Source organism: Nocardia otitidiscaviarum NBRC 14405, from assembly GCF_000308635.1.
GTDB lineage: Bacteria > Actinomycetota > Actinomycetes > Mycobacteriales > Mycobacteriaceae > Nocardia > Nocardia otitidiscaviarum.
The window spans coordinates 1-22,413 of sequence record NZ_BAGD01000133.1 but is presented as its reverse complement, the minus strand read 5'-3'; the positions used below and the strand labels follow the sequence as shown (position 1 = coordinate 22,413).

Sequence of the window (22,413 nt, the reverse complement as noted above, 5' to 3'; positions counted from 1 at the left end):
CGCGCCGCCGATGGACCACAGCCGGGCGCGGCGCTGTTCCCGGCGCGCCCGCACGGCCAGGCCGGACAGCAGTCGATCCGGTGGCGGCGGCACGGTATCCGCGGGCGTGTCCGCGGTGGCGACGGCCTCGGCGGTCTCGGCGGTCACGAGCGCGAGCAGTCCGGGCAGCCCCGCCAGTTCGGTCACCGCTGCGCGGCAGTGGTCACATCCGGCCAGGTGTTCCTCGTAGTCGCGGCGTTCGGCACGGGTGAGCGCCCCCAGGACATACGGTCCGTCCCAGGTTTCGTAGGCAGCGCAGGGCTCCCGTCCCGCAACCGTTTCCGTCACTTGGTCACCCCCATCTCCTGTAGCGCCAGCCGAAGCGCCCGCATCCCGTAGTGCATGCGGGACTTCACCGTTCCTTCCGGGATATCCAGTTCCGCGGCGATCTGATGCGTCGACAGCCCGCGGTAGTAGGCGCGCACGATCACCGCCCGGTGGTCCGGACTGAGCCGCGCCAGGGCGTCGGCCACCAGCCAGCCGTCCAGCGCGCGGTCGGCCTGATCCGCCACCGGCTGCTCCGGCGGATGGTCCATCCGGAACTCCCGTCGATTGCGGGCACTGCGGTACTCGTCCACCGCCAGATGCCGGGCGACCGTGAACAGCCAGGCACGGGCCGAATGCGTGGACTGATCCAGCACGGCGGGCCGCTGCCAGGCACGCAGCAGGGTCTCCTGCACGATGTCCTCGGCACGGCCCGGATCGCCGACGAGTCCGTAGGTGTAGCGCCACAGTGCCGTGGCGTGCTCGTCATAGAGCACCCGCAGCAGTTCGGCCTGTTCCTCGGGCATCGGATGCACCTCCCGCTACCCTCCCACGACGCAGACCGGCCGCGGGTTCAGATCAATTGCGCTCCACCTCGATCGGATGGGTCGCCAACAGGGACAGCGGTAGCGGCTGGCGGCGCAGCACCTGCGCCCACAGATCGCCGCGGCCCGCGATGGGATCGCTCGGCAGCGCCGACAGCACGATCCAGTCCCCGCGGTCCAATTCGCCCTCCAGCTGTCCGAAGGTCCAGCCCGCATAGCCCGCGAACACTCTCAGGCCCTCCACCAGCGGCGCGATCACCTCGGGATCGGAGTCCAGATCCACCAGCGCCACGCGCCCGTCCACTCTGCGCAGACCCGGCACCTCGGTGACCGGGGTGCCCACCTTCACCAGGGCCAGGCACAGGGCGGCATCGCGTTTCACCGGGCCGCCGATGTACAGCGCGCGCGGTGCCGCCGCCACATCGGCCCAGTTCGGCAGCACGTCGTGTACCGCGGTGTCGCTGGGCCGGTTCAGCACGACGCCCAGACTGCCCGCGTCATTGTGCTCGATGATGTACACGACGGTGCGCCGGAACGACGGTTCCACCAGGTCGGTCGCGGACACCAGCAGTGTGCCCGGCCGAACCACCTGATCCTCGTGCCGGGATTCGCGTCGAGAACGGTCGCCGTGTTCCTCTGCGCGTGCCACCTCGACATCATCGCACCGCTACCCCCCGATTGGCTCGGTTTGTTTTGGTCAAGGGCCCATATCGGGGAGTGCGGCGGGGGCAAACGAACCGAGTTAGTGTTTCCCCATGGAACGTCCCGAGGTCGTCCTCGAGAACAGCGATGCCGTGTACGACTTCTACCGGGAGCATCAGCAGAATCGACTGCAGGCGTGGGGTGCCTACGCGTTGCTCGGGCGTCGCTACCATCCGCGGGTCGCATATGCGCCAGGGGCGCGAGAGCGCCTGCGGGAGTTGATTTCCGAGGATCGCCCGCTGCTCATCTCGATCAACCATCTGTCCCAGCTCGATCCCTACACCGTTGCCGCGGCGGCCTGGCGCAGCGGGCTGCGGCCCGTGATCGGTCGGACCCGGGTGCTGGCCAAGGACGAGCTGTTCGCCGAGGCCAAGCAGCGCCGCCGGATCGACATGATGGGCGGGATTCCGGTCTTCCGCGGGAAGGACCACGGCATACGCGCGGTGAACGCCGCCGGGCAGCGGATGATCGAGATCTGCGCCGAGCGCTTGTTCCGCGGGGACGGCATGGCGGTGTTCCCCGAGGGCACCTGCAATGACGTGGACCCCACCCAGGTCCAATCGGTGGGCAGCGGAATCGGGCACATCGCCTTCAAGTCCATGAAGCTGGGCGCCGCGCCCGCCCTGGTGAGCATCGGCCTGAGCTACGGTCCGCGACCCGATCCGACCGTGGAGCCGACCAAGGAGCAGGTCAGGTCGGCCAGCTTCTACTTCGGCATGCCGGTCGTCGACCTGCCCACCCGCCCCGCCGAGATCGCACGGCTGGTGAAGAGCGAGTTGCAGACGGCGCTGGACGGAGCCGTCGCGGCGTACTGAGTGCCGGGCCGGTTCAGTGCTGAGGTAGCCCCAGTCGTTCCCTGGACCAGTGCGGGACCAGCGTCAGATACTCCGGCCGCGACTCCACGAAGTGGTGCACCATCGGGCAGAGCGGCAGGATGCCGAGGCCCTCGTCGCGGGTGGCGTCCAGTGCGCCCTGCACCAGCTTGCGGCCGTAGCCGCGGCCCTCGTACTGCGGGTAGATCTCGGTGTGTACGAAGGCCCGCTCGTTCGCGGTGTCCTGATAGGAGGTCACCCCCGCCACCAGGCCGTCGACCAGTAGCTCGAAGCGATCCAGGGCGGGATTGCGGCGCACTTCGATCGACTCATTCGACTCACTCGACATGGACACGACGCTATCGGGTGGCCCGTGGTCGATTTGCACCGATTGCCATTACTCGCGCTCCGGGCGTGTCGGGAGATCGGTTCGCGTGGCGACCGGGCGTGGCGCAGGTGGGGGCAGCGGTCGCTCGCCGCAGCGTGCAGACTGTGGTGATGACGCAGAAGGGGCCGCGTCGGGTGGTGCTGGCACCCGACAAGTTCAAGGGTTCGCTCACGGCGGCCGAGGTCGCGGACGCGCTCGCGCGCGGTATCGGGCGCACCGCGCCCGGCGCGGACGTGGTGCGGATGCCCGTGGCCGACGGCGGGGACGGCACCGTGGATGCCTTCCTCGCCGCGGGCTGGACGCGGGTGCACCTGCACGCGCCCGGACCCACCGGCGATCCGGCCCCCTGCTCCTACGCGCGTCGCGGCCGGACCGCGGTCATCGAACTCGCCGCCGTGGTGGGACTGTCGAAACTGCCGGGCGGGCAGCAGGATCCGCTGGGGGCCAGCACCTACGGGCTGGGGGTGGTCGTCGCGCACGCGCTCGAGCACGGCGCGCGGGAGGTCGTGCTCGGCCTCGGCGGCAGCGCCTCCACCGACGGCGGTGCGGGCCTGCTGCAGGCACTCGGGCTGCGGATACTCGCCGCCGACGGCACCGAATTGCCGTGCGGCGGCGCGGCTCTGCGGTCGGCCGACCGGATCGATCGCAGCGGTCTGCATCCCGCGCTGGCCGACGCCCATGTCATCCTCGCCAGCGATGTGGACAACCCGCTGCTCGGACCGAACGGGGCGGTGGCGGTGTACGCCCGGCAGAAGGGCGCGAAACCGAAGGATCAGGCGCTGCTCGAGGACGCCCTGGCGAATTGGGCCCGGATCGTCGCACCCGAACTGGCCGATGCGCCCGGTGCGGGCGCGGCGGGCGGAACCGGTTTCGGTGCGCTGGCCGTCCTCGGCGCCACCATGCGCCCGGGGATCGAACTGGTCCTGGAACTCATCGACTTCCGAACCCACCTCCGCGGTGCCGACCTGGTCGTCACCGGTGAAGGATCGCTGGACACCCAGAGCCTGCACGGCAAGGCGCCCATGGGCGTCCGGGATGCCGCCCGTGCGGCGGGCGTTCCGGTCATGGCGGTCGCCGGACGCATCCAGCTCAGCGCGAATCAGCTGCGCGAGGCCGGATTCACCGCACACCTCGCCCTGTCGGATCTGGAGCCGAGCCCGGAACGCTGCATGGCCGACGCCGCCGCCATTCTCGAGCGCATCGGCCAGCGCATCGGCGCGAAGTCACCCGCGGCCGGTGACGGGCGGACCACCCGCACCGCGCATCGCGCGCGCGGCCGTTGACGCGGACCGGCTAGCTCGCGGCGGTGAGCGGACGGCCGAGCACCCGGTCCCGATTGCGCTCGCCCCAGCGCTCCAGCGGCCCCAGTGCCTCGTTGAGCTCCTGCCCCAGCGGGGTCAGCGAGTACTCCACCCGCGGCGGGATCTCGGGGTAGATCTCGCGGTGCACCACACCGCTGGCCTCCAGATGCCGCAGGTTCTCCGCGAGCACCTTCTCGCTCACCCCGTCCAGCAGGCGGCGGATCTCGCCGAAACGCCGCGGACCCTCGCCGAGCACCCACATGAGGTGCAGCTTCCACTTGCCACCGACCACATCGATGGCCACGGACATACCGCACACATCGTGATCCGCGTCACTCGCCTGCGACACCGTGTCCTCCTGACCAGATTTCGAACCTCGAGGTAAGCAACCCCACTCGAACGTGCGGTCTTCCCGAGCCTATCCGTCGGGGCCAGTATCGGAGTCGGCGCCGACAGCAACCACGTCACGATTCCGAAGGGACAAAACATGTCTCAGCAGCAGCATTCCGTCTCCGTCCTCGGGCTGGGCCCGATGGGCCAGGCCATGGTCCGGGCCTTCCTGAAGGCCGGGTTCGAGGTGACGGTGTGGAACCGGAGCACGGCCAAGGTGGACGCCATGGTGGAACTCGGGGCCAAGCGGGCGGCCACGGTCGCCGAGGCGCTCGACGCCAACGAGGTCGCCGTCCTCAGCCTCACCCACTACGCCGCCATGTACGACGTGCTCGGCCCGGCCACCGACCACCTGGCGGGCAAGGTCATCGCCAACCTGTCCTCCGACTCTCCGGAGAAGGCCCGTGAGGGCGCGAAGTGGGTGCGGTCGCACGGGGCGCAGTTCCTCGCGGGCGGCGTCATGTCCGCGGGCGACAATATCGAGCATCCGTCGTCCTACATCTTCTACAGCGGTCCCCGCGAGGTGTTCGAGGCGCACGCCGAACTGCTCACGCCGCTGAGCCCGCCGGAGTACCTGGGCGCGGACGACGGTCTGTCGCAGATCTTCTACCAGGCCCTGCTCACCGTGTTCCATCCTTGGATGCTGGCCTACGATCAGGCGCTGGCCATGATCGACCGCTCCGGTCACGACATCGCCCAGTTCCTGCCCTACGCGGTGCGCGCCGCCGGTGCGTACCCGTTCTTCATGGAGGAGTACGCCGGTGCGGCGCAGCAGGGCGGCTGGGGCGATATCTCCGCCTACCGCATGATGGACGCCGGAGCCCAGCACATCATCGACGCCAGCGAAGAAGTCGGCGTCGACGCCACCCTCTCGCACGTCTCGCAGGGTATGTGGCGCAAGGCCATCGAGGTCTCGGACAAGGCCGGACACGCGGTGCCGGTGTTCCGGATCATGAAGGGCGAGAGCGCCTGATGCCGCCGCAGACGCGGCGCGTCACCGTCATCGGCCTCGGTCCCATGGGGCAGGCGATGGTGCGGCGGTTCCTCGCGGCAGGTCTCGAGGTCACCGTGTGGAACCGCAGCACCGACAAGGCCGACGCCATGGTCGAACTCGGAGCGCGGCGGGCCGCCACCGTCGCAGACGCATTGGACGCGAGCCCGGTCGCGGTGCTGAGTCTGACTCGCTACGGCGCGATGTACGACGTGCTGGGGCAGGCACCGCATCGGCTGGGAGGTAGCGTGATCGTGAACCTCTCCTCGGATGCGCCGGAATCCACCCGCCGCGGCGCGAGCTGGGTGCGAGCCCACGGCGGGCAGTTCCTCACCGGCGGTGTCATGGCACAGCCCGAGGAGCTCGGCACACCGTCCGCCTATGTGTTCTACAGCGGGCCGCCCGAGGTGTTCGATGCCCAGCGTGAGCTGCTCGAACTGCTCGCCGCCACCGAATACCTCGGTGCGGACGAGGGACTCGCGCAGCTGTACTACCAGGCCATGCTCGCCATGTTCCTGCCGGGCCTGCTCGCCTACGAGCAGGCGCTGGCCATGATCGACCGCTCCGGCGAATCCATCGACCGCTTCCTGCCCTTCGCGCAGCGGTCGATGGGGGAGATGTCGGACTTCTACGCCGAAGTGACCGCTATGGCCAGGCTGGGCGGTTTCGCCGACCCCGGCCACCTGCGCATGATGGACGCGGGGGCGCAGCACGTGGTGGAGGCCAGTGAGGCCGTCGGCGTGGACGCCGGCCTCGCGCAGGCCGCACGGGTGTTCTGGCGCAAGGCGTTGGCGGCCGGTGCACAGGAGGGTGAGCCGGTGTCGACCTACCGCATTCTCCGAGGCGGCTGAGTGACCGTTCGGACCGCGGTTCAGCGGGTGCAGAGGTATTCGACCGCCGCGGCGTAGCCGCGAATGCCCATGCCCGCGATGACGGCGGTGGCGATGGGGGAGATGTAGGAGTGGTGGCGGAACTCCTCGCGGGCATGCACATTGCTGATGTGCACCTCGACGATCGGGACCTCCGGGATGACCAGGGCGTCGCGCAGCGCCACCGAGGTATGGGTGAGACCGCCGGGATTGATGACGATGCCCGATTCGACACCGCGCGCGGCGTGGACGCGGTCGATGAGCGCGCCCTCGTGATTGGACTGGAAGGCCACCACCTCGCGGTCGAACCGGGCCGCGGTCGCGCGACAGAGCGCCACCACGTCGTCGAGGGTGTCGGCGCCGTACACCTCGGGCTGGCGGGTGCCGAGCATATTGAGGTTCGGGCCGTTGAGCACGAGGATCGGGCCGCGGGATTCAGCCATGATCGACACTGTATTGGAGACGGGGCATTCGAATCGACGGGCGCGCGAGTCGCTGGGGACGAGTCGGCGGGCACGCGGACGGGCGGCGGCGGCGATCGCCGCGGCGACACAGGCGATGACGTGGGCCGATCGCCGGGAGCGGGCCTGGTCGGCGAGCTGAATCGATTCCGAGGGGCAGTCTCGTTGGAGTCGGCTTGGGCAGTGGGTCGGTCGGAGAGGTCAGGGTGCGGTTTCGGCGGCGGTGCGCAGCCGGTCGGCGAGTTCGAGGGCGCGGGCGCGGAATTCGGCCGGTTCCTCGATGGTGAACGTCGCGCCGAGCAGGCCCACCCGCAGGATCAGCCATTCGAAGGAGTCCACCCGGGTGGTGACGCGGCAACTGTCCGGACCCAGCGCCTCGATATCCCAGTCCAGGTACTTCAGCGCGTCGGCGAGCTGGGCGGCGGGCGCGGACACGGTGACCACCGCGCGGTGCCGGGGCGTGCTCATGCCCGCGCGCACGTACTCGGTGGCCGAGCGCGCGGGCAGCGGACGCGGCGGGAAATGCCGTGCGGTGCCGGTGACTTCGGACATGCGGTCGATACGGAAGGCGCGCCAGTCCGCGCGGTCCACATCCCAGGCCACCAGATACCAGCGCAGCCGCAGGTGAACCGCGCGGTAGGGCTCGACGCGGCGCTGTGACGCCGTACCGTCGCGGCCGGCGTATCCGAAGGTCAGATACTCGTGCCCGGCCGCCGCGGCCCCCACGGTCGCCAGCACCTCCGGAGCGACGGCGGGCGCGGACTGCGGTGCGGTCTCCACCGTGGAGCGCAGGGCGGAAACCCTGGGGCGCAACCGCTTCGGCAGGAACTGATCGAGCTTGCCGAACGCCCGGTCCGCCGCCGACCCGATATCGGCAGCACGGTCGATGGTTTCACTGCGACCGGACGCGCCGCTGCGCTCGGTGGTTGCGCCCAGCAGCGCCAGGCCGACCAGGGTCGCCACCGCCTCGTCGTCGTCGAGCACCAGCGGCGGCAGGGTGCGGCCCGCCGCGAGCTGGTAGAACCCGGTGGGGCCGGGCTGGGTGGACACCGGATACCCGTACGCCCGCAGCCGCTCCACATCGCGGCGCAGGGTGCGCGGGCTCACCTCCAGGCGGGCGGCCAGGTCGTGGCCGCTGAAGCGTCGCCCGGTCTGGAGCTGGGCGAGCAGTTCGAGCATGCGGCGGGTGACATCGGCCATGCCCCCATTCTGGACCCGATCGCGGTCAGAATCCGACCGCAATGGCTCTTAGCGTGGGGTTATGACCGCATTCGAGCAGCACCGCGTGATCAGCATCCGCGCCGCCCGCACCAACAACCTGCGCAGCGTCGACCTCGAGGTGCCGCGCAACAGCCTGGTGGTATTCGCCGGGGTATCGGGTTCGGGCAAGTCCTCGCTGGTCTTCGACACCATCGCCGCCGAGGCCGGATACCAGGTCAACGAGACCTATCCGCCGTTCGTGCGCAACCGCCTGCCACGCTGGACCCGGCCGGAGGTCGACCACATCGAGGGGCTGTCCCCCGTGGTGGTCATCGATCAGCGGCGGCTCGGCGGCAATGCCCGCTCCACCGTCGGCACCATCACCGACGCCTACAGCTATCTGCGACTGCTGTTCTCACGGGTGAGTGAGCCGTATGTCGGTGAGTCCAACCACTTCTCGTTCAACGATCCGGCCGGCATGTGCCCCACCTGCTCCGGGCTCGGCGACACCGTGCAGACCGCCGTGGAGCGGGTGCTCGATCCGGACAAGTCGCTGGAGCAGGGCGCGATCCTGTTGCCAGGCTTCGGAAACGGGCAGTACTGGTATCGGCAGTACTCGGATATCGGCTCGTTCGACCCGGCCACCCCGCTGCGGGAATGGACCGAAGACCAGCGCCGCGCGCTGCTGTACGGCGGGGAGGCCGCCGCCCGCCTCGGCACCCGCCCGCCGCAGGACTACGAAGGCGTGATCGAGCGCTTCGAACGCGTCTACCTGCACACCGCGGACAACCTCTCCGAACGCAAACAAGCTGTGCTGCACCGCTTCACCGATACTCGGCCCTGCCCGGACTGCCACGGCGAACGGCTGCGCGCGGCCGCCCGCACCGCACGTGTACTCGATCGCACCATCGTCGAGATGAGCCGGATGGAGATCACCGAACTGGCGGAACTGATTCCGGGCGTCACCGAAGCGAGTGTCGCGCCGGTGGTTTCCGCCCTGACCGAACGCCTGCGCGCCCTCACCGCCATCGGCTTGGGCTATCTCAGTCTGGCCCGTCCGACCACCACGCTGTCCGGCGGCGAATCACAGCGCATCAAGACCGTCCGGCACCTCGGCAGCAGTCTCACCGAAATGCTGTACATCTTCGACGAACCCACCACCGGACTGCATCCCTACGACGTGGAATCACTGACCGGGCTGCTGAAACAGCTGCGGGACAAGGGCAATACCGTGCTCGTGGTCGAACACGATCCCGATGTCATGCGGATCGCCGATCGCATCGTGGAGATCGGGCCGGGGGCGGGCACCGGCGGGGGCGAGGTGGTGTTCGAGGGGTCGTTCGCGGACCTGCGCACCGCCGACACCCCGACCGGGCGCGGGCTCCGCGCCCGCCGCGCACCACGCGTACACCGCGTACCCACCGGCAAGCTGCGCGTCGAGAACGCCACCCGCAACAATCTGCGCGATGTGTCCGTGGATATTCCGACCGGCGTGCTGACCGTCCTCACCGGCGTGGCCGGATCGGGAAAGTCCAGCCTGGTCGCCGAACTGGTGCACCAGCATCCCGCCACCGTGGTCGATCAGCGCCCGGTCACCACCAACCGCCGCTCCACCCCGATCACCTACACCGGTATCGCACCGGCCGTGCGCAAGCTGTTCGCCGCGCGCAATGGCGTGCGCCCCACGCTGTTCAGCGCCAATTCGGAAGGGGCCTGCCCGACCTGCAAGGGACTCGGCGTCGTCTACACCGACTTGGCGTTCATGGACGGACAGGAGACCGTGTGCGAAACCTGCGGCGGCCGCCGCTTCACCCCCGAGGTGCTCGCCTACACGGTCGATGGCCTGAGCATCGCCGACATCGACGACCTCACCATCGACGAGGCCGCCGCCCGGCTGCCCACGGCTGCCATCACCTGCCCGCTGCGCCACATGGCGGCGGTGGGCCTCGGATACCTGCGGCTCGGCCAATCGCTCACCACCCTCTCGGGCGGCGAATGCCAGCGATTGAAGATCGCCAAGGAGTTGGCCGGCCGTGACGCGCACACCCTCTACGTGCTCGACGAACCCACCACCGGCCTGCACCTGTCCGATATCGACACCCTGCTCGCCGTCCTCGGCACCCTCGTCGAGCAGGGGAACACGGTGGTTGTCATCGAACACAATCTCGACGTCATCCGCCGCGCCGACCACGTCATCGACCTGGGGCCAGGCCCCGGCCGCCACGGCGGACATGTCGTCTTCGAAGGCACGCCGGAAGCCCTGAGCCGCCACCCCGACTCGAAAACCGGCCTCGCCCTGCGCGATTGAGCACATGCGCTCCGGTGCACGGGCAGCCACGGCACCGGAGCATCCCGACGACCGCAGCGGGAGCAAGCCGGGTCGCGGTCTCGTCCGCCGCCTGCCTACAGGTCGCGCGGGCCTTCCGCGCGCAGTTCGTCCACTTTGCGCATGGCATCGCGCAGTTCGGCCAACCACGCCTCCGCGTGTTGGCCCGCGAGCTTGACCGTCCACGCCAGGGCGTCCGATCGGGAGCGCGCCACACCGGCGTCGACGAGGGTGTCGAGCACCTTGCGTTCGGGCTGGCGCAATCGCGTCATGACCGGGGCCGCCACATGGGTGAACATGATGCGCTCGTCGCCGACCCGGACGCCCCAGGAGACGGTGCGCCCGTAGCGGTGCTGCGCCTCGGCGGCGATCTGCATGCGCGCCGGGCGGGTGGTCTCCCGGAAGCGGGCGACCAGTCCGTCGCGCGTCGCTCGGGGGACGTCGGCCGGGCGGGCGGTGTCGGGTGCGGGCGCGTCCGTCGCCTCGGTGGTCGAGTCACTGTCGGTGGCGTCGACGGCGCTGCCGGTTCCGGCGTCGCTCGGGGGGATGGGCAGTTCTCCGATCACGACGATTTCGTCGCGGTCGATCTCGAGGGTTGCCGGTCCGGTGAACCAGTCGGATGGCAATCTTCCAGCGAACCAATCGGCGGCGTCCGCGGCGTCCGGGAGATCGGCCTGCTGCCACCCTCCGGGCCGTCCGAACCCACGTCCGCGCTGTCCGTATTTCATGGCGGTCACACTCACTTACTGCCTAGAGCTGTAATGCTGATTACAACGTTACAACGCTTGTGGTGTCGTGGATTCTGCTCTCGGAGAACGTGATAGAACTGGGGCGGAGGGTTGGTGATCTTGCCGAATGGGTACTTCGGCACAAGAACCAATCGGTCGGTCATTCGCGTTCGGAGACGGAACCCGTTGACGGGCCGCCGATCCGACAATCGATCCCGCATGACCGAAATCGGCACTATGGTGGTGGTGCTCGGCGTGGCACGCCAGGCGTGAAGGTGGCACCGCGGGCAATCGGTTCGCGGTACCGTGGTCTTGTTGCTGAAGTGGCAAGAGTGAAGAGTGGGCGATATGGATGTGTGGGGATCCCGCCGCTTCCGGGTACGGGCCGCGATCGCGCTCGCGGCGGTGGCCGCCGTTGCGATCGGGATGGGGTCGTGCGCGGTGCGCGAGCGGTCCAACGGCCCCGAGGCCGTGGTCGAGAAGTTCACCAAACTGCTCGACGCCAAGGACTACGAGGCCGCCGGTCGGCTGACCTCGTACCCGAACGGAGCTTCGGCAACCCTGAAGCAAGTATTCAGCGGTCTGGAACCCGGCACACCCGACTACGAGAAGACCCAGTTCATCACCCTCGACGGCACCACCGGCCTGTTCAGCCTCACGGCGACCTGGACCTTCGGTGCGAACAAGGTCTGGAAGTACGACCTGCAGGGCACCATCCGCAAGCTCAGTCTGGGCTGGCGTATCTCCTGGGAGCCCACCGTCGTCATGCCGCAGCTCGACAGCAAGCGCACCGTTCGGCTGGTGCGCACCTACGCTACCCCGTCACCCAAGGTCGTCGACATCACCGGCGCGCCACTGATGACCGAGCAGGTCATCAACGTGATCAAACTCGACCCCGCCAAGACCGGCGACCCGGCGGGCTCGGCGCACGCGCTCGCCGCCGCCATCGAACCCGTCGCGCCGCTCATCACGGGCGAATCGCTGCTGGCCGACCTCTCGTCCTCGCAGGGCAAGCCGATCGTGGCCGTCAACCTCCGCGAAGGCGACTTCAACATCCTGGAACCGCGCATGGCCGTCATTCCCGGTGTCGTCATGGAGAAGCAGCCCCGGCTCATCTCGGCCGACCGCCGGGTCTGGTCGCCCATGCTGGACTCGCTGCGCAAGGTATGGCAGGACAACAACGACGAGCGAGCCGGATGGGGAGTGCAGCTCTTCGGCCCCGACGGCAAGTTCATCACCCAGCTCGCCGGGGAACAGGGCCCGCCCGGGCCCGATATCGCCGCCACCATGGATCAGCGCCTGCAGCGGGCGGCCGAGGACGCCGTGGTGAGCTACTGGGGAGCCGCGTCCATCGTGGCCATCCAGCCGTCCAGCGGCGCGGTGGTCGCGGTCGCGCAGAACAGTCAGGCCAGTGCCCAGGGCGCGGTGGCGTTCACCGGCCTGTATCCGGTCGGCGGCATGGTGGAGCTGTTCAAGAACCTGGCCGCCGTCGTGAAGAAGAAAGCGCCGCAGGATGTTTCGCTCGGCGACGTGTCGGAGGCGGCGAGCCTGCTCGGCGTCGGCATCGACTTCCAGGTGCCCGGACTGGACGAGGTGAGCGGTCGCCTGCCCAATGCTGGGCGCGGTGAACAGGTGAAACAGGGTGGCGCGGGGGACACGCTGCTGGCCAGCCCGTGGGGGATGGCCATCGCGGCGGCCGCTATCGCCCAGGGACAGACCCCCAGGCCCATGATCGAGATCGGCACCCCCGCCACCGTCGAGGCCGACCTGCCCCCGTTCTCGGGTGAGGTCGCCGACCGGCTGCGCGGCATGCTCCGCGACGCCACCGGCGCACCGCAGCTCGCCAGTCTGCACCGCTACCAGAACGTCAACGCGTTCGCCGCCACCGCGGGCACCAGCGGCTGGCTCATCGCCACCATGGGTGATCTGGCCTTCGCCGTGCACATCGACAATATCGACAGCGGCGACGCCACCGCCCGGATGGCGGCCCGCATGCTCCAGTCGCTGGCCAGCCCGGACACCGCCTAGCGGATCGGTCCTACGTTCGAGCGGCCCGGAACCGAATGGTTCCGGGCCGCGGCAGGTTTCGGGGCAGTCGTGCGGATCACCGGGCGGTCGTGCGGATCAGTTGGCGCGCAATGCCTTCCGCGCGGCGCGCGGGCCGAGCAGGAAGAGCGCGAGGGCGGTGGCCGCCACCAGGATGAAACTGAACGCCGTGCCCTGGCCGCTGACCACGCGCAGCAGCATGCCGCCGATCAGCGTGGTCGCCCAGATGATCACGCCCGTCGGCCACAGCGACCACCCGTCGAAACGCCGTACCGCCGTATCGAAGTCGCGCTCGGACTGCCACACGCACACCGCGAAGGCGATGGCCCAGCCCAGAATGAGTCCGGCCTCGAACGGCCAGGCGGTGCGCGCCAATCCCGTCAGAATCGACTCGTCGTGACTGCTGCGCCCGATCGCACAGAACAGGACCACCAGAACGGCATCGACGACGAACGGCAGCGGTTTCTTCACGCGCCACAGGGTAGTGCGCCCGCTACCGGTCCCCGCGCAGGGACACCCGGCTCAGCCGGTGCCGACCTCGGGGTCCGGCTGGCGGCGCTCGCTCACCAGCGGGGTGCGGCGCTGTTCGAACTCCTTCTCGTAGTCGGCGTCGTCGGCGTGCGGGGTGCGGAACAGGAAGCCGAAGACGATCCAGCCGACGATCGCCACCAGGACGAAGCTGACCATGCGGTAGGCGAAGGCGGCCGCCACCGCCTGCGCGGCGGGCAGACCGGCGAACGCGGTGAGACCGTAGATGAGGGTGGCGTCCACGTAGACGATGCCGCCCGGCGCGAACGGAATCGAGCCCACCGCCTTCCCGGCGGCGAAGGCCAGCACCAGCCCCGCCAGGCGCGGATCGGCCCCCACCGCGTAGCAGGCCGCGCCCAGGCAGGCCACGTCCGCACTGCGGTGCAGCACCGCCCAGAACGCCACCCACGCGCCGTCCCGGCGGCCCAGGTCCACCGACTCCAGCTGGCTCACGATCTCGGCCAGTTTGTCCTCGCCGCGATCACCGGCGCGATGCCGGATCCGATTGATCACGTGCAGCACCCGCCGCACCACCGCCTCGATGGTGCCGGGATGCTTGGCCACGTAGTTCCCGGCCCACACCAGCAGCACCACCGCGCCCAGCGACACGATCAGCTTCAGCGGCCCGACCCGGGCGCCCACCAGCAGCGCGCCCAGCACGCCCAGCAGGGCCAGTCCGGCCGCCGCCACCACCCCGGACATCACCAGCTGCCAGGAGGCGACAATGGGGCTCGCGCCCCAGCGCCGGGTCTGCCGATAGGTGAACGCCGTCGAGAACACCTGTCCGGCGGGCAGCGTCAAAGCCATCCCGGTGGATCCGTACACCACCGATACCGATCTGCGCTGACTCACCCGCACGCCGCCCGCGTGCAGCAGTTGTTTCTGCACACGCCCGTAGCCGCTCATGGAAACCGCCTGCAACCAGACGCAGACGGCGACCCAGCCCCAATGGATTTCGGTGAGCTTCTGCCACGATTCCGACAGGCGCGGATACAGATATATGCCCTCGGCGATCAACAAAGCGACGAGTGCGGCGCCCAGTACCCATTTCACCCACCAGAACCGGCGGCGTGTGCTACTCGGGGCCGTCACGCCGTCAGCCTAACGAACCGATGGCCGCGGCGTCTGCAGTCATTTCGTCGCCGCTTTGCTTGGGCCAGGCCAGACGCGTTTTTCTGCGACGGCCGCGCAGTTGCACCTCCTCGCCCGTTTCCCAGTGCCGCTGTTCGGGATCGTCGGCGAAATACAGCGCGCTCGACGAGGTGAGCACCCGTTCGGGACGCTCCTTCGCCAGTTCCGTCAGCCGGGCCGCCTCGTTCACCGGATCGCCGATGACCGTGTACTCGAAACGATTCGCCGCTCCGATATTGCCGGCCACCGCCAAACCGGCCGAAACTCCGATACCGATATCCAACCCCGGCACCTCCCGCAGGGCTTCGCGCAGCTCACGGGCGGCGGCCAAGGCGGCGGTGGGCGCGTCGGGGCGGTCCAGGGGCGCGCCGAAGATGGCCAGCGCCGCATCACCGACGAATTTGTTGATGAGGCCGTGGTGGCGGTCGATGACATCCACCACGATGCGGAAGAACTCATTGAGCAGGCTGACGACCTCGGTGGGCGGACGTTCCGCGGCGGTCGCGGTGGAACCGACCATATCCACGAACAACACCGCCACGAATCGCGTTTCACCACCGAGTTCGGTGCCGTACTCCAAGGCGCGCCGGGCCACGTCCTCACCGACGTGCTGACCGAACAATTCCTGAAGTTCGCGACGTTTGGCGGCTTCGTCCATCATGCGGTTGAAGCCGACCTGCAACAGCCCGATTTCCGAACCGTCGAAAACCTCCACCTGCACATCCCGCGCCCCCTCCTGCACGCGGTCGATGGCCTGACTGAGCTGACGAATCGGATCGGAAATACTCGACGCCGTCAACATGGACAGCGCCAGCGCCTGCATGATCACCACACCGCACAGCAGCAGAATCGACACCGCCAGCGATTGCGCGGAGAACTGCACCCGAGAAGAAATCTGCGTGACGCACAGCAGCACGATCGCGATGACCGGCGCGAAGGTGCCCATACCCCAGGTCATGGCCATCCGGGTGCCGACACCCGCGGTGAGCGTGTGATCGAAGGTGCCGGTGGACAGCGCCTCGGCCGCCACCGGACGCAGAATCCGTTCCCCCAGCATGTAGGTGAAACCGAAGACGATGGTGGCGGCCATACATTCGGTGACGATCACCGCGGCCGCCAGCTCCGGCGTGCGCACGATGATCAGCGAGGCCAGCACACCGCCGCCCAGCAGCCACAGCGCCAGATGCACGATCGACTGCCGCAGCGGCGCGTGCAGCGCCGCCATCTGCTCCTGCCGGCTCGGCGGCCCGCCGCGCATCTGCCAGCGCATGACCGGCCGCAGCATGAGCGCCGACGCCGCCAGACTCAGAATGCCCCCGATCACGAAGACCGTGCCGGGAATCAGCAGCCCCGTCTCCCGGGTCGCCGCCGTCCCGCCCTCCGGCACCGGCAGCCCGTACTGGATGAAAGCCCACACCAGGACAGCACCGAACGCATTGGCCGCCAGCATGGATGCGAGATACAGCGGCCAGCGGGTTCGCATGGTCTGTTTGACCGCTTCCAGGGGCGCTGACACGCCCACCAATCTAGCTCCCCCGCCTCCCCGCGACTTCTGCGCACGGCTGAGAGCCGGGTACGGCGCTATGAGCGAAATGGACAGTAGGCTCGCTGCCGTGAGCGAGGGGCAGCAGCAGGTGGCGGACGCCGGGACCCGGGATGGGGTGCGGCGGCGGGATGCCGAGGCTGTGCACCCGCTCGTGCGGCAGGCGTCGGAGTGGTCGTGGCGGCTACTGATCATCTTCGCGGCGGTGTTGGCGGTGGCGTGGGTGGCGCATCGGCTCTCGGCGATCACCATTCCGCTGGCCATCGCGCTGCTCGGGGCGGCGCTGCTGTCGCCGCTGGTGGACTGGATGCAGCGGTTCGGGGTGCCGCGGTCCATCGGGGTGTTCGTGGCGCTGGCCGGATCGCTCGGACTGCTCGCCGGGGTGATGACCTTCGTGATCGAACAGTTCGTCATCGGCGTGCCGCAGCTGACGGACGAATTCAAGAACAGCGTCACCGAGATTCAGGACTGGCTCATCAACGGGCCCTTCCACCTGAGCACCGAGCAGATCCGCAATGCCGGTGACACCCTCGTCAAGACCATCGAGAACAACCAGGACACGCTGACCAGCGGGGCGCTCACCACCGCCACGGCCATCGGGGAGTTCTTCACCGGGATCTTCCTGACCCTGTTCATCCTCATTTTCTTCCTCTACGGGGGCGAACAGATCTGGGAGTTCGTCACCCGGGTCATCCCGACCGCGCAGCGCGAACGGGTCCGCACTGCCGGACGGCTCGGTTTCGGCACCCTGACCGGATTCGTGCGGGCCACCGTGCTGGTGGCGGCCGTCGACGCCGTGGGCATCGGGGCGGGACTGGCGATTCTGAGCGTGCCGCTCGCGCTGCCCCTGGCCTCCCTGGTGTTCATCGGCGCGTTCATCCCCATCATCGGATCCTTCATCGCCGGGTCGGTGGCGGTGTTCATCGCGCTCATGACCAAGGGCTTCGTCACCGCGCTCATCGTGCTGGGCATCACCATCGCGGTCATGCAGCTGGAAGGCCATGTGCTGCAACCGCTGCTGCTCGGCCGAGCCGTGCGCATCCACCCGCTGGCGGTGGTGCTGGCCATCGCCGCCGGTGTGGTGCTGGCCGGTATCGCGGGCGGTCTGCTGGCGGTGCCGTTCGTGGCGGTGCTGAACACCGCCATCCGATCGCTGCTGGCGGATTCCCCCGATGAGCTCTACCAGGAGCTGCACACCGGGAATCCGCGCAAACCGATGTTCAGCGCCGATCCCGACACCGACCCCAGCCCGCTCGAGCTGTCCCCACCCGCACCGAAACCATCCGGGTCCAACTCCGCGCGGAGCGATACCGGTGACCCCGCGGACTGACCTCGACCCCGGCTATGCCGCCGCCGCGCCGCTGTGGCGGGCGGCGCAGGTGTTCCGCCTGGTCACCCTGATCTACGCGATCGGACAGCAGATCGCCTCGGTGCACTACTACGAGCGACCCGGCCTGAGCTGGGCGCTCATCGGCGTGATGGTGGTGTGGTCGGTGCTGTCCTCGGTGCTGCTGTCGCAATGGCTGGTGCGGGGCACCGCCGGCATGCGGACCGCGGTGGTGGTGGGCGATCAGGTGGTGGTCATCGCGCTCATGGCCGCCACCCGGCTGGTCGCCGACTACGACTGGTACCACGGCCACCAGACCCTGCCCACCACGCTGTGGGCCGCCAACGCGGTCATGTCGGCCGCCATCCGCTGGGGCCCATTCGGCGGTATCGGCTCGGGCGCGCTGATCTCCCTGGTCAGCACAACCGTGCGCGCCCAATGGGATGTGGACGTGTGGAAGGACGCCACCACGCCCGTGCTGATCTCGGTGGGGCTGGCGATCGGTCTGGCCGCCAATACCGCGCGCCGGGCGCAGCAGCAGTTGCAGGAGGCGGTCCGGCTCAACGCCGCCACCCAGGAGCGGGAACGGCTGGCGCGCGAGGTGCACGACGGGGTGTTGCAGGTGCTCAGCTACATCAAGCGGCGCGGCGGCGAGATCGGCGGACCCACCGCGGAACTGGCGCAGCGCGCGGGGGAGCAGGAGGTGGCGCTGCGGGTGCTCATCTCCGAGCAGGTGGTGCGCGCCGACACCGGTGGCGGACAGGAGGATCTGCGGCCGCTGCTCACCGCGCAGGCGACACCGGTGGTCTTCGTCTCCACGCCGGGCCATCCCGTCCCGCTCGGGCGGCGGATGGCGCGGGAGGTGGCGGCCGCCGTCGCGGCGGCACTGTCCAATGTCGCCGCACACGCCGGGCCGGGCTCGAAAGCCTATGTGCTGCTGGAGGATACCGGCGGCGAGGTGATCGTGAGCGTGCGCGACGACGGTCCCGGCATCCCCGAGGGGCGCTTGGTCGCCGCCGAAGCCGAAGGGCGGCTGGGGGTTTCGCGCTCGATCGTCGGCCGGATCGCGGCGCTCGGAGGTAGGGCGGAACTGTTCACCGACACCGAGACCGGAACGGAGTGGGAGTTCCGGGTACCGCGCGAGCGCGAGGCCCGACAATGAGAGCTGACACGGGAGGCGATATGGCGGAAGACACCGGAGAGCCCCGGATCTCGGTCATGGTGGTGGACGACCACCCGATGTGGCGCGACGGGGTCGCCCGCGATCTCACCGAGGCCGGATTCGAGGTGAGCGCCACCGCCGACGGGGTGGGCACGGCCGCCCGGCGTGCCGCCGCCGTCCGCCCCGACATCGTCCTCATGGATATGAACCTGCCCGACGGCAACGGCGCCACCGCCACCGCCGACATCCTGCGCGTCTCGCCGCACAGCCGAGTGCTGGTGCTCTCGGCGTCGGCCGAACGCGACGACGTGCTCGACGCCATCAAGGCCGGGGCGCTCGGCTACCTGGTGAAAAGCGCCTCCGCCGCCGAACTCGCCGACGCCGTGCGCGCCACCGCGGCGGGACAGGCCGTCTTCACCCCCGGACTGGCCGGTCTGGTACTCGGTGAGTACCGGCGGATCGCCAACACCCCGCCCGACCGCGACGAACCGCACCGGCCCGCCCTCACCGACCGGGAGACCGAGGTGCTGCGCATGGTCGCCAAGGGGCTGTCCGCCAAGCAGATCGCCACCCGCCTGCACCTCAGCCACCGCACCGTGGAGAACCACGTGCAGTCCACGCTGCGCAAACTCCAGTTGGGCAACCGGGTCGAGTTGACCCGCTACGCCATCGAACAGGGGCTGGAGTAGCGCGCCGGTTCCCGCGACGACGGGTCGGGTCGGCGCGGTGCCGGGTACCGATACCCGCGCTGGTCGAGTCTTCGCGGTGGCCCGGTCCGGTCCGGCGATATCGGGGTATGCGCGGTGGTCTCGGGTAGGCGATCGTGCTGGATACGCGATCGTGGCGGGTGCCGGTCGTGCCCGATATTCAGGGATTGCCCTGATGTGTGAAGGGGCGGTTCGCCGCTAGCCTCGATGGCATGGGTGGTCCTGAAGCGGTTTCCAGGGTGGGTGCCGAGCACGTGGTCGGAGACCGGGATCTGCGGGTGTCCGACGCCGAACGCGAACACGTGGGGCGGCTGCTGCAACGTGCGGTGGGGCTCGGCATGCTGTCGCTCGGCGAATTCACCGAGCGCATGGATACGGCGCTGGCCGCCAAGACCCGCGGTGAGCTGAACGCGGTACTGGTGGATCTGCCGGGGATCCGGCTGGCGGGACAGCCCGGGCCGCGGCCGTTCCCGGGCGCGCCGCCCGTTGCGCCGCACGGTCCGCCGCCCACCGCGCGGCCCGTCCCGAATCCGTCCGGGGGAAACATCATCCGCACCCGCATGTCCGGCGTCACCCGCAAGGGTCGCTGGCAGGTGCACCCGACACTGCTGGTGGACAGCTTCCTCTCCGGCGTGACGCTCGACTTCACCCAGGCCGTCATGTCCACGCAGATCGTGGAGATCCGCGCCGATATCAGCGGCGGCTCACTGAATCTCGTGCTGCCCGCAGAGGCCACCGCCGACCTGAACGGGCTGGAACTTATCGGCTCCGGCGTCACCAACAAGGTGCACACCGGACCACCCATGGGTCCGTTGCACCTGGTCGTACACGGCCGCATCCGCTTCGGTTCGGTCACCGCCAAGCATCCGCTCTCGGCGCACTGGAAGAAGCTCATGGGGATGTGATTCCGGCAACGCCGCACAGGGGCCCGGGTGCGGCGTACGCGCGGTATCGTCGCGCTCATGGTGGTTCACGGCTCGGTCGATGCGATTCCGGTACCCGAACCGAGACTGCGGACCGGGCGTGGCGCCCCGGTGCTGTTGCTGCACGGATTCCTGCTCACCTGGCAGTCCTGGGGCGCGGTCATCGACGATCTGGCCGGAGACCATGACGTTTTCGCCCCCACCCTGCCCGGTCACTTCGGCGGACCGCCCGCGCGGCAACCCGCCACCATTCCCGGACTGGTCGATCACGTCGAGGCCATGCTAGACGAAGTCGGTTGGCGCACAGCACATCTGGTGGGCAACTCGCTGGGCGGGTGGATCGCCTGCGAACTCGCCGCGCGCGGTCGCGCCACCACCCTCACCGCCATCGCGCCCGCCGGGTTCTGGCCCGACCGCCCCACCGCCGAAACCCTCATCCGCAAATTCCGCTCCTTCGGCCCGCTGGTCGGCCTCAACACCGCCGACGGCCTGCCGGTCATGCCGAATATGCTGCGCAGCTTGCTGATTCCGCTGCTGGCCCATCAGCCCGCCGTCGTCCCCAACCGCCTCGCCAACGCCATGGCCGCCACCCCCGCACACTGCACCATCATCAAGGACCTGGCCGAAGACCCCGCCATCCCAGCCGGTTTCACCAAACTCCCCGAACTGGACCTCCCGATCACCATCCTGCGCCCCGAACACGACCGCATCATCCCGCCCCACTTCTACGCCCCCGACGCCTTCACCGGCCATCCCACCCTGACCGACCGCCCCCTCCCCGGCGTCGGCCACGTCCCCATGCTCGAGGCCCCCACCCTCATCGCAAGCGAAATCCGCAAATCCATCGGCCGCGCCTGAACATCCGCGCTATCGCGTGGTGATCGGCACCGTCGCACCATGCGTAGCCACGCCGATCGGTCCGTGACACGCGATCGCGGCCGGGGCCGCCGAACGACCGAATCAGCGCCCGAGGAATTCAGCGCTCATCGAGTTCGGGGTACGCGCGGTGCAGGCCCCCAGCCTTCACCCAGTCCGCGAACTGTTCACGTTTGCGGCGGCCCACCACGTCGGCGAGCGCGGCGTTGACGGTGGCGGTCAACTCCGAGGTGCCGAGGATGGCGGCGGCCTCGGCCAGCAAGGTGTCGTCGATGTGCGGCGCGGAGCGGGACATCGGTGCCTTCCTAGTCGCGGTTCTGGCGGCGGAGGAGTTCGTTGACGCTGACGGTGCGGCCCTCGCCGCCGCGATGGCGGCCCTCATCGTCGTCGTCCTTGGCGGCCGGACGGCGGCGGGCGGAGCGGAGGTCGGACATCCACTGTTCGATGCTGCCGCGCGGGCCGCTGCCCTGCGGACGCTCCTCGGCGGCCTGCTGGGTCGGCTGCTGATCGGGTGCGGTGGCATCCGGGATCGCCTCGGTCGGGGCGTCCGCCGGGGAACCGACCCGGCGCTGCGGCGCACCCGGATGACCGGGCGCGGGCGCGCCCGGAGCCGGGTGACGATGGGCGGGCGGCTGGTCGTCCGCCCGGTGCTCCGGCTCGGACGGCTGGCCGTGGCCCGGTCGGCTCTGGTCGGACCGCTCGCCGGAGCCCGCACGACCCGGACCGGCGGACTGGGCCGGAGCCTGCTGCTGGTGCGTCGGAGCGGGCGGCTGACCCGGTGCCGGGTATGTCTGCGTGGACGGCTGGTCCGGTGTCGGATGTGGCTGCGCAGTTTGCGGGCCGGGCACCCGATGTGCTTGGTCGAGCGGCTGGCGGTCGCTGCCTGCGGCCCGGCCGGACGGGTCGAACCCGGCCGCGCGGCCGGATGCCCGGTCACTCTGGGCCTGCGGTGGACGGCCGGTCTCCGCCGTCCGGTTCGACTCGTGGCCGGGCTGATCGCCCTGGTGGGCGGGCGGCTGCGGCTGCGGCGGCTGTGCCGAGGGGTACGGCGTCCGAGGCTGTTCCGGCTGCTGCGGGGCGGCCGGGGGATGCGGCTGGTACAGCTGTGCGCGGGTGGCGGGATGCGGGGGCAGCTTCTCCACACCGGGCGGCGG

At 69.6% G+C, this 22,413-nt stretch carries 23 protein-coding genes and 1 pseudogene; 11 read left to right on the top strand and 13 right to left on the bottom strand.

The annotated features are described in order from the left end of the window. The 3 genes from ON31_RS28790 to ON31_RS28780 form a co-directional block, all read right to left on the bottom strand. Positions 1-327: zf-HC2 domain-containing protein (locus tag ON31_RS28790; RefSeq protein WP_039818107.1), on the bottom strand; the 327-nt coding region annotated here is incomplete at its 3' end. Further along, the gene (locus tag ON31_RS28785) at positions 324-830 is read right to left on the bottom strand and encodes a sigma-70 family RNA polymerase sigma factor (protein WP_039818106.1); all 507 of its coding nucleotides are present in this window, start codon (positions 828-830) and stop codon (positions 324-326) included. The genes ON31_RS28785 and ON31_RS28790, both read right to left, overlap by 4 nt. Before the next feature lie 52 nt (positions 831-882). Next, the gene (locus ON31_RS28780; RefSeq protein WP_039818104.1) at positions 883-1,497 is read right to left on the bottom strand and encodes a YqgE/AlgH family protein; all 615 of its coding nucleotides are present in this window, start codon (positions 1,495-1,497) and stop codon (positions 883-885) included. A gap of 106 nt (positions 1,498-1,603) precedes the next feature. On the opposite strand from ON31_RS28780, the gene ON31_RS28775 reads away from it, so the two are divergent. Continuing rightward, positions 1,604-2,365, top strand: coding sequence for a lysophospholipid acyltransferase family protein (locus tag ON31_RS28775; RefSeq protein ID WP_039818103.1), 762 nt, complete (start codon positions 1,604-1,606; stop codon positions 2,363-2,365). A gap of 13 nt (positions 2,366-2,378) precedes the next feature. Here ON31_RS28775 and ON31_RS28770 read toward each other — a convergent pair whose 3' ends face one another. Then, positions 2,379-2,711 (bottom strand): GNAT family N-acetyltransferase, encoded by a 333-nt coding sequence (locus ON31_RS28770; protein WP_029930294.1) that lies wholly within the window; start codon positions 2,709-2,711, stop codon positions 2,379-2,381. Between the two features lie 149 nt (positions 2,712-2,860). On the opposite strand from ON31_RS28770, the gene ON31_RS28765 reads away from it, so the two are divergent. Next, positions 2,861-4,033, top strand: coding sequence for a glycerate kinase (locus ON31_RS28765; RefSeq protein ID WP_039818118.1), 1,173 nt, complete (start codon positions 2,861-2,863; stop codon positions 4,031-4,033). 10 nt (positions 4,034-4,043) lie between these two features. Here ON31_RS28765 and ON31_RS28760 read toward each other — a convergent pair whose 3' ends face one another. Continuing rightward, positions 4,044-4,361 (bottom strand): winged helix-turn-helix transcriptional regulator, encoded by a 318-nt coding sequence (locus tag ON31_RS28760; protein ID WP_370450448.1) that lies wholly within the window; start codon positions 4,359-4,361, stop codon positions 4,044-4,046. Positions 4,362-4,538: 177 nt separating this feature from the next. Here ON31_RS28760 and ON31_RS28755 point away from each other — a divergent pair, with 177 nt between their 5' ends. After that, positions 4,539-5,414 carry an NAD(P)-dependent oxidoreductase gene (locus ON31_RS28755; protein WP_039818101.1) on the top strand — a complete coding sequence of 292 codons (876 nt, stop codon included), beginning with the start codon at positions 4,539-4,541 and terminating at the stop codon, positions 5,412-5,414. Beyond that, entirely contained in the window at positions 5,414-6,283 is an 870-nt protein-coding gene (locus ON31_RS28750) for an NAD(P)-dependent oxidoreductase (protein WP_051037892.1), read from the top strand. The genes ON31_RS28755 and ON31_RS28750 overlap by 1 nt, the downstream gene beginning before the upstream one ends. Positions 6,284-6,303: 20 nt before the next feature. Here the strand turns inward: ON31_RS28750 and aroQ are convergent, their stop codons facing one another. Further along, positions 6,304-6,744, bottom strand: a complete 441-nt coding sequence (aroQ, locus tag ON31_RS28745) for a type II 3-dehydroquinate dehydratase (RefSeq protein WP_039818116.1) — start codon at positions 6,742-6,744, stop codon at positions 6,304-6,306. A gap of 219 nt (positions 6,745-6,963) precedes the next feature. Then, positions 6,964-7,962 (bottom strand): helix-turn-helix transcriptional regulator, encoded by a 999-nt coding sequence (locus ON31_RS28740; protein WP_039818100.1) that lies wholly within the window; start codon positions 7,960-7,962, stop codon positions 6,964-6,966. Between the two features lie 61 nt (positions 7,963-8,023). On the opposite strand from ON31_RS28740, the gene ON31_RS28735 reads away from it, so the two are divergent. After that, positions 8,024-10,270, top strand: a complete 2,247-nt coding sequence (locus ON31_RS28735; RefSeq protein WP_039818098.1) for an ATP-binding cassette domain-containing protein — start codon at positions 8,024-8,026, stop codon at positions 10,268-10,270. Positions 10,271-10,365: 95 nt separating this feature from the next. On the opposite strand, the gene abmR is transcribed toward ON31_RS28735, so the two are convergent. Then, positions 10,366-11,016 carry an ATP-binding transcription factor AbmR gene (gene abmR, locus ON31_RS28730; protein WP_039818114.1) on the bottom strand — a complete coding sequence of 217 codons (651 nt, stop codon included), beginning with the start codon at positions 11,014-11,016 and terminating at the stop codon, positions 10,366-10,368. A 348-nt stretch (positions 11,017-11,364) separates the two neighbouring features. On the opposite strand from abmR, the gene ON31_RS28725 reads away from it, so the two are divergent. Further along, positions 11,365-13,044, top strand: coding sequence for an NTF2-like N-terminal transpeptidase domain-containing protein (locus ON31_RS28725; RefSeq protein ID WP_039818113.1), 1,680 nt, complete (start codon positions 11,365-11,367; stop codon positions 13,042-13,044). Positions 13,045-13,140: 96 nt separating this feature from the next. On the opposite strand, the gene ON31_RS28720 is transcribed toward ON31_RS28725, so the two are convergent. The 3 genes from ON31_RS28720 to ON31_RS28710 are packed head-to-tail and all read right to left on the bottom strand — an operon-like array spanning position 13,141 to position 16,204. Beyond that, positions 13,141-13,533 (bottom strand): DUF3054 domain-containing protein, encoded by a 393-nt coding sequence (locus tag ON31_RS28720; protein ID WP_039818097.1) that lies wholly within the window; start codon positions 13,531-13,533, stop codon positions 13,141-13,143. A gap of 51 nt (positions 13,534-13,584) precedes the next feature. Continuing rightward, the gene (locus ON31_RS28715; protein WP_039818096.1) at positions 13,585-14,682 is read right to left on the bottom strand and encodes a lysylphosphatidylglycerol synthase transmembrane domain-containing protein; all 1,098 of its coding nucleotides are present in this window, start codon (positions 14,680-14,682) and stop codon (positions 13,585-13,587) included. A gap of 4 nt (positions 14,683-14,686) precedes the next feature. Then, positions 14,687-16,204, bottom strand: a complete 1,518-nt coding sequence (locus ON31_RS28710; protein ID WP_051037894.1) for an adenylate/guanylate cyclase domain-containing protein — start codon at positions 16,202-16,204, stop codon at positions 14,687-14,689. A 130-nt stretch (positions 16,205-16,334) separates the two neighbouring features. Between ON31_RS28710 and ON31_RS28705 the strand changes: the two genes are divergently transcribed. The 5 genes from ON31_RS28705 (at position 16,335) to ON31_RS28685 (ending at position 21,241) form a co-directional block, all read left to right on the top strand. Continuing rightward, on the top strand, positions 16,335-17,594 hold the full coding sequence (locus ON31_RS28705) for an AI-2E family transporter (RefSeq protein WP_306306433.1): 1,260 nt from the start codon (positions 16,335-16,337) through the stop codon (positions 17,592-17,594). After that, positions 17,578-18,753 carry a MacS family sensor histidine kinase gene (gene macS / locus ON31_RS28700; protein WP_172544781.1) on the top strand — a complete coding sequence of 392 codons (1,176 nt, stop codon included), beginning with the start codon at positions 17,578-17,580 and terminating at the stop codon, positions 18,751-18,753. The genes ON31_RS28705 and macS overlap by 17 nt, the downstream gene beginning before the upstream one ends. 20 nt (positions 18,754-18,773) lie before the next feature. Then, on the top strand, positions 18,774-19,442 hold the full coding sequence (locus ON31_RS28695) for a response regulator (RefSeq protein ID WP_039818095.1): 669 nt from the start codon (positions 18,774-18,776) through the stop codon (positions 19,440-19,442). Positions 19,443-19,672: 230 nt separating this feature from the next. Then, on the top strand, positions 19,673-20,365 hold the full coding sequence (locus ON31_RS28690) for a DUF1707 SHOCT-like domain-containing protein (RefSeq protein ID WP_051037890.1): 693 nt from the start codon (positions 19,673-19,675) through the stop codon (positions 20,363-20,365). A 57-nt stretch (positions 20,366-20,422) separates the two neighbouring features. After that, positions 20,423-21,241, top strand: coding sequence for an alpha/beta fold hydrolase (locus ON31_RS28685; protein WP_051037888.1), 819 nt, complete (start codon positions 20,423-20,425; stop codon positions 21,239-21,241). Positions 21,242-21,359: 118 nt separating this feature from the next. On the opposite strand, the gene ON31_RS28680 is transcribed toward ON31_RS28685, so the two are convergent. Both ON31_RS28680 and ON31_RS37010 read right to left on the bottom strand, forming a co-directional pair. Then, positions 21,360-21,554: a type II toxin-antitoxin system VapB family antitoxin gene (locus ON31_RS28680; protein ID WP_029930274.1), complete on the bottom strand. Its 195-nt coding sequence runs from the start codon at positions 21,552-21,554 to the stop codon at positions 21,360-21,362. A 10-nt stretch (positions 21,555-21,564) separates the two neighbouring features. Beyond that, a pseudogene (locus tag ON31_RS37010) lies at positions 21,565-22,413 on the bottom strand (hypothetical protein); the annotation flags it as partial.

Excerpts from the sequence above, each read along its gene's own strand:
- ON31_RS28785 (WP_039818106.1), bottom strand. The coding sequence starts at position 830 with ATGCCCGAGGAACAGGCCGAACTGCTGCGGGTGCTCTATGACGAGCAC.
- ON31_RS28775 (WP_039818103.1), top strand. The coding sequence starts at position 1,604 with ATGGAACGTCCCGAGGTCGTCCTCGAGAACAGCGATGCCGTGTACGAC.
- ON31_RS28770 (WP_029930294.1), bottom strand. The coding sequence starts at position 2,711 with ATGTCGAGTGAGTCGAATGAGTCGATCGAAGTGCGCCGCAATCCCGCC.
- ON31_RS28765 (WP_039818118.1), top strand. The coding sequence starts at position 2,861 with ATGACGCAGAAGGGGCCGCGTCGGGTGGTGCTGGCACCCGACAAGTTC.
- ON31_RS28760 (WP_370450448.1), bottom strand. The coding sequence starts at position 4,361 with ATGTCCGTGGCCATCGATGTGGTCGGTGGCAAGTGGAAGCTGCACCTC.
- ON31_RS28755 (WP_039818101.1), top strand. The coding sequence starts at position 4,539 with ATGTCTCAGCAGCAGCATTCCGTCTCCGTCCTCGGGCTGGGCCCGATG.
- ON31_RS28750 (WP_051037892.1), top strand. The coding sequence starts at position 5,414 with ATGCCGCCGCAGACGCGGCGCGTCACCGTCATCGGCCTCGGTCCCATG.
- aroQ (WP_039818116.1), bottom strand. The coding sequence starts at position 6,744 with ATGGCTGAATCCCGCGGCCCGATCCTCGTGCTCAACGGCCCGAACCTC.
- ON31_RS28740 (WP_039818100.1), bottom strand. The coding sequence starts at position 7,962 with ATGGCCGATGTCACCCGCCGCATGCTCGAACTGCTCGCCCAGCTCCAG.
- ON31_RS28735 (WP_039818098.1), top strand. The coding sequence starts at position 8,024 with ATGACCGCATTCGAGCAGCACCGCGTGATCAGCATCCGCGCCGCCCGC.
- abmR (WP_039818114.1), bottom strand. The coding sequence starts at position 11,016 with ATGAAATACGGACAGCGCGGACGTGGGTTCGGACGGCCCGGAGGGTGG.
- ON31_RS28725 (WP_039818113.1), top strand. The coding sequence starts at position 11,365 with ATGGATGTGTGGGGATCCCGCCGCTTCCGGGTACGGGCCGCGATCGCG.
- ON31_RS28710 (WP_051037894.1), bottom strand. The coding sequence starts at position 16,204 with ATGCGAACCCGCTGGCCGCTGTATCTCGCATCCATGCTGGCGGCCAAT.
- ON31_RS28695 (WP_039818095.1), top strand. The coding sequence starts at position 18,774 with ATGGCGGAAGACACCGGAGAGCCCCGGATCTCGGTCATGGTGGTGGAC.
- ON31_RS28690 (WP_051037890.1), top strand. The coding sequence starts at position 19,673 with ATGGGTGGTCCTGAAGCGGTTTCCAGGGTGGGTGCCGAGCACGTGGTC.
- ON31_RS28685 (WP_051037888.1), top strand. The coding sequence starts at position 20,423 with ATGGTGGTTCACGGCTCGGTCGATGCGATTCCGGTACCCGAACCGAGA.
- ON31_RS28680 (WP_029930274.1), bottom strand. The coding sequence starts at position 21,554 with ATGTCCCGCTCCGCGCCGCACATCGACGACACCTTGCTGGCCGAGGCC.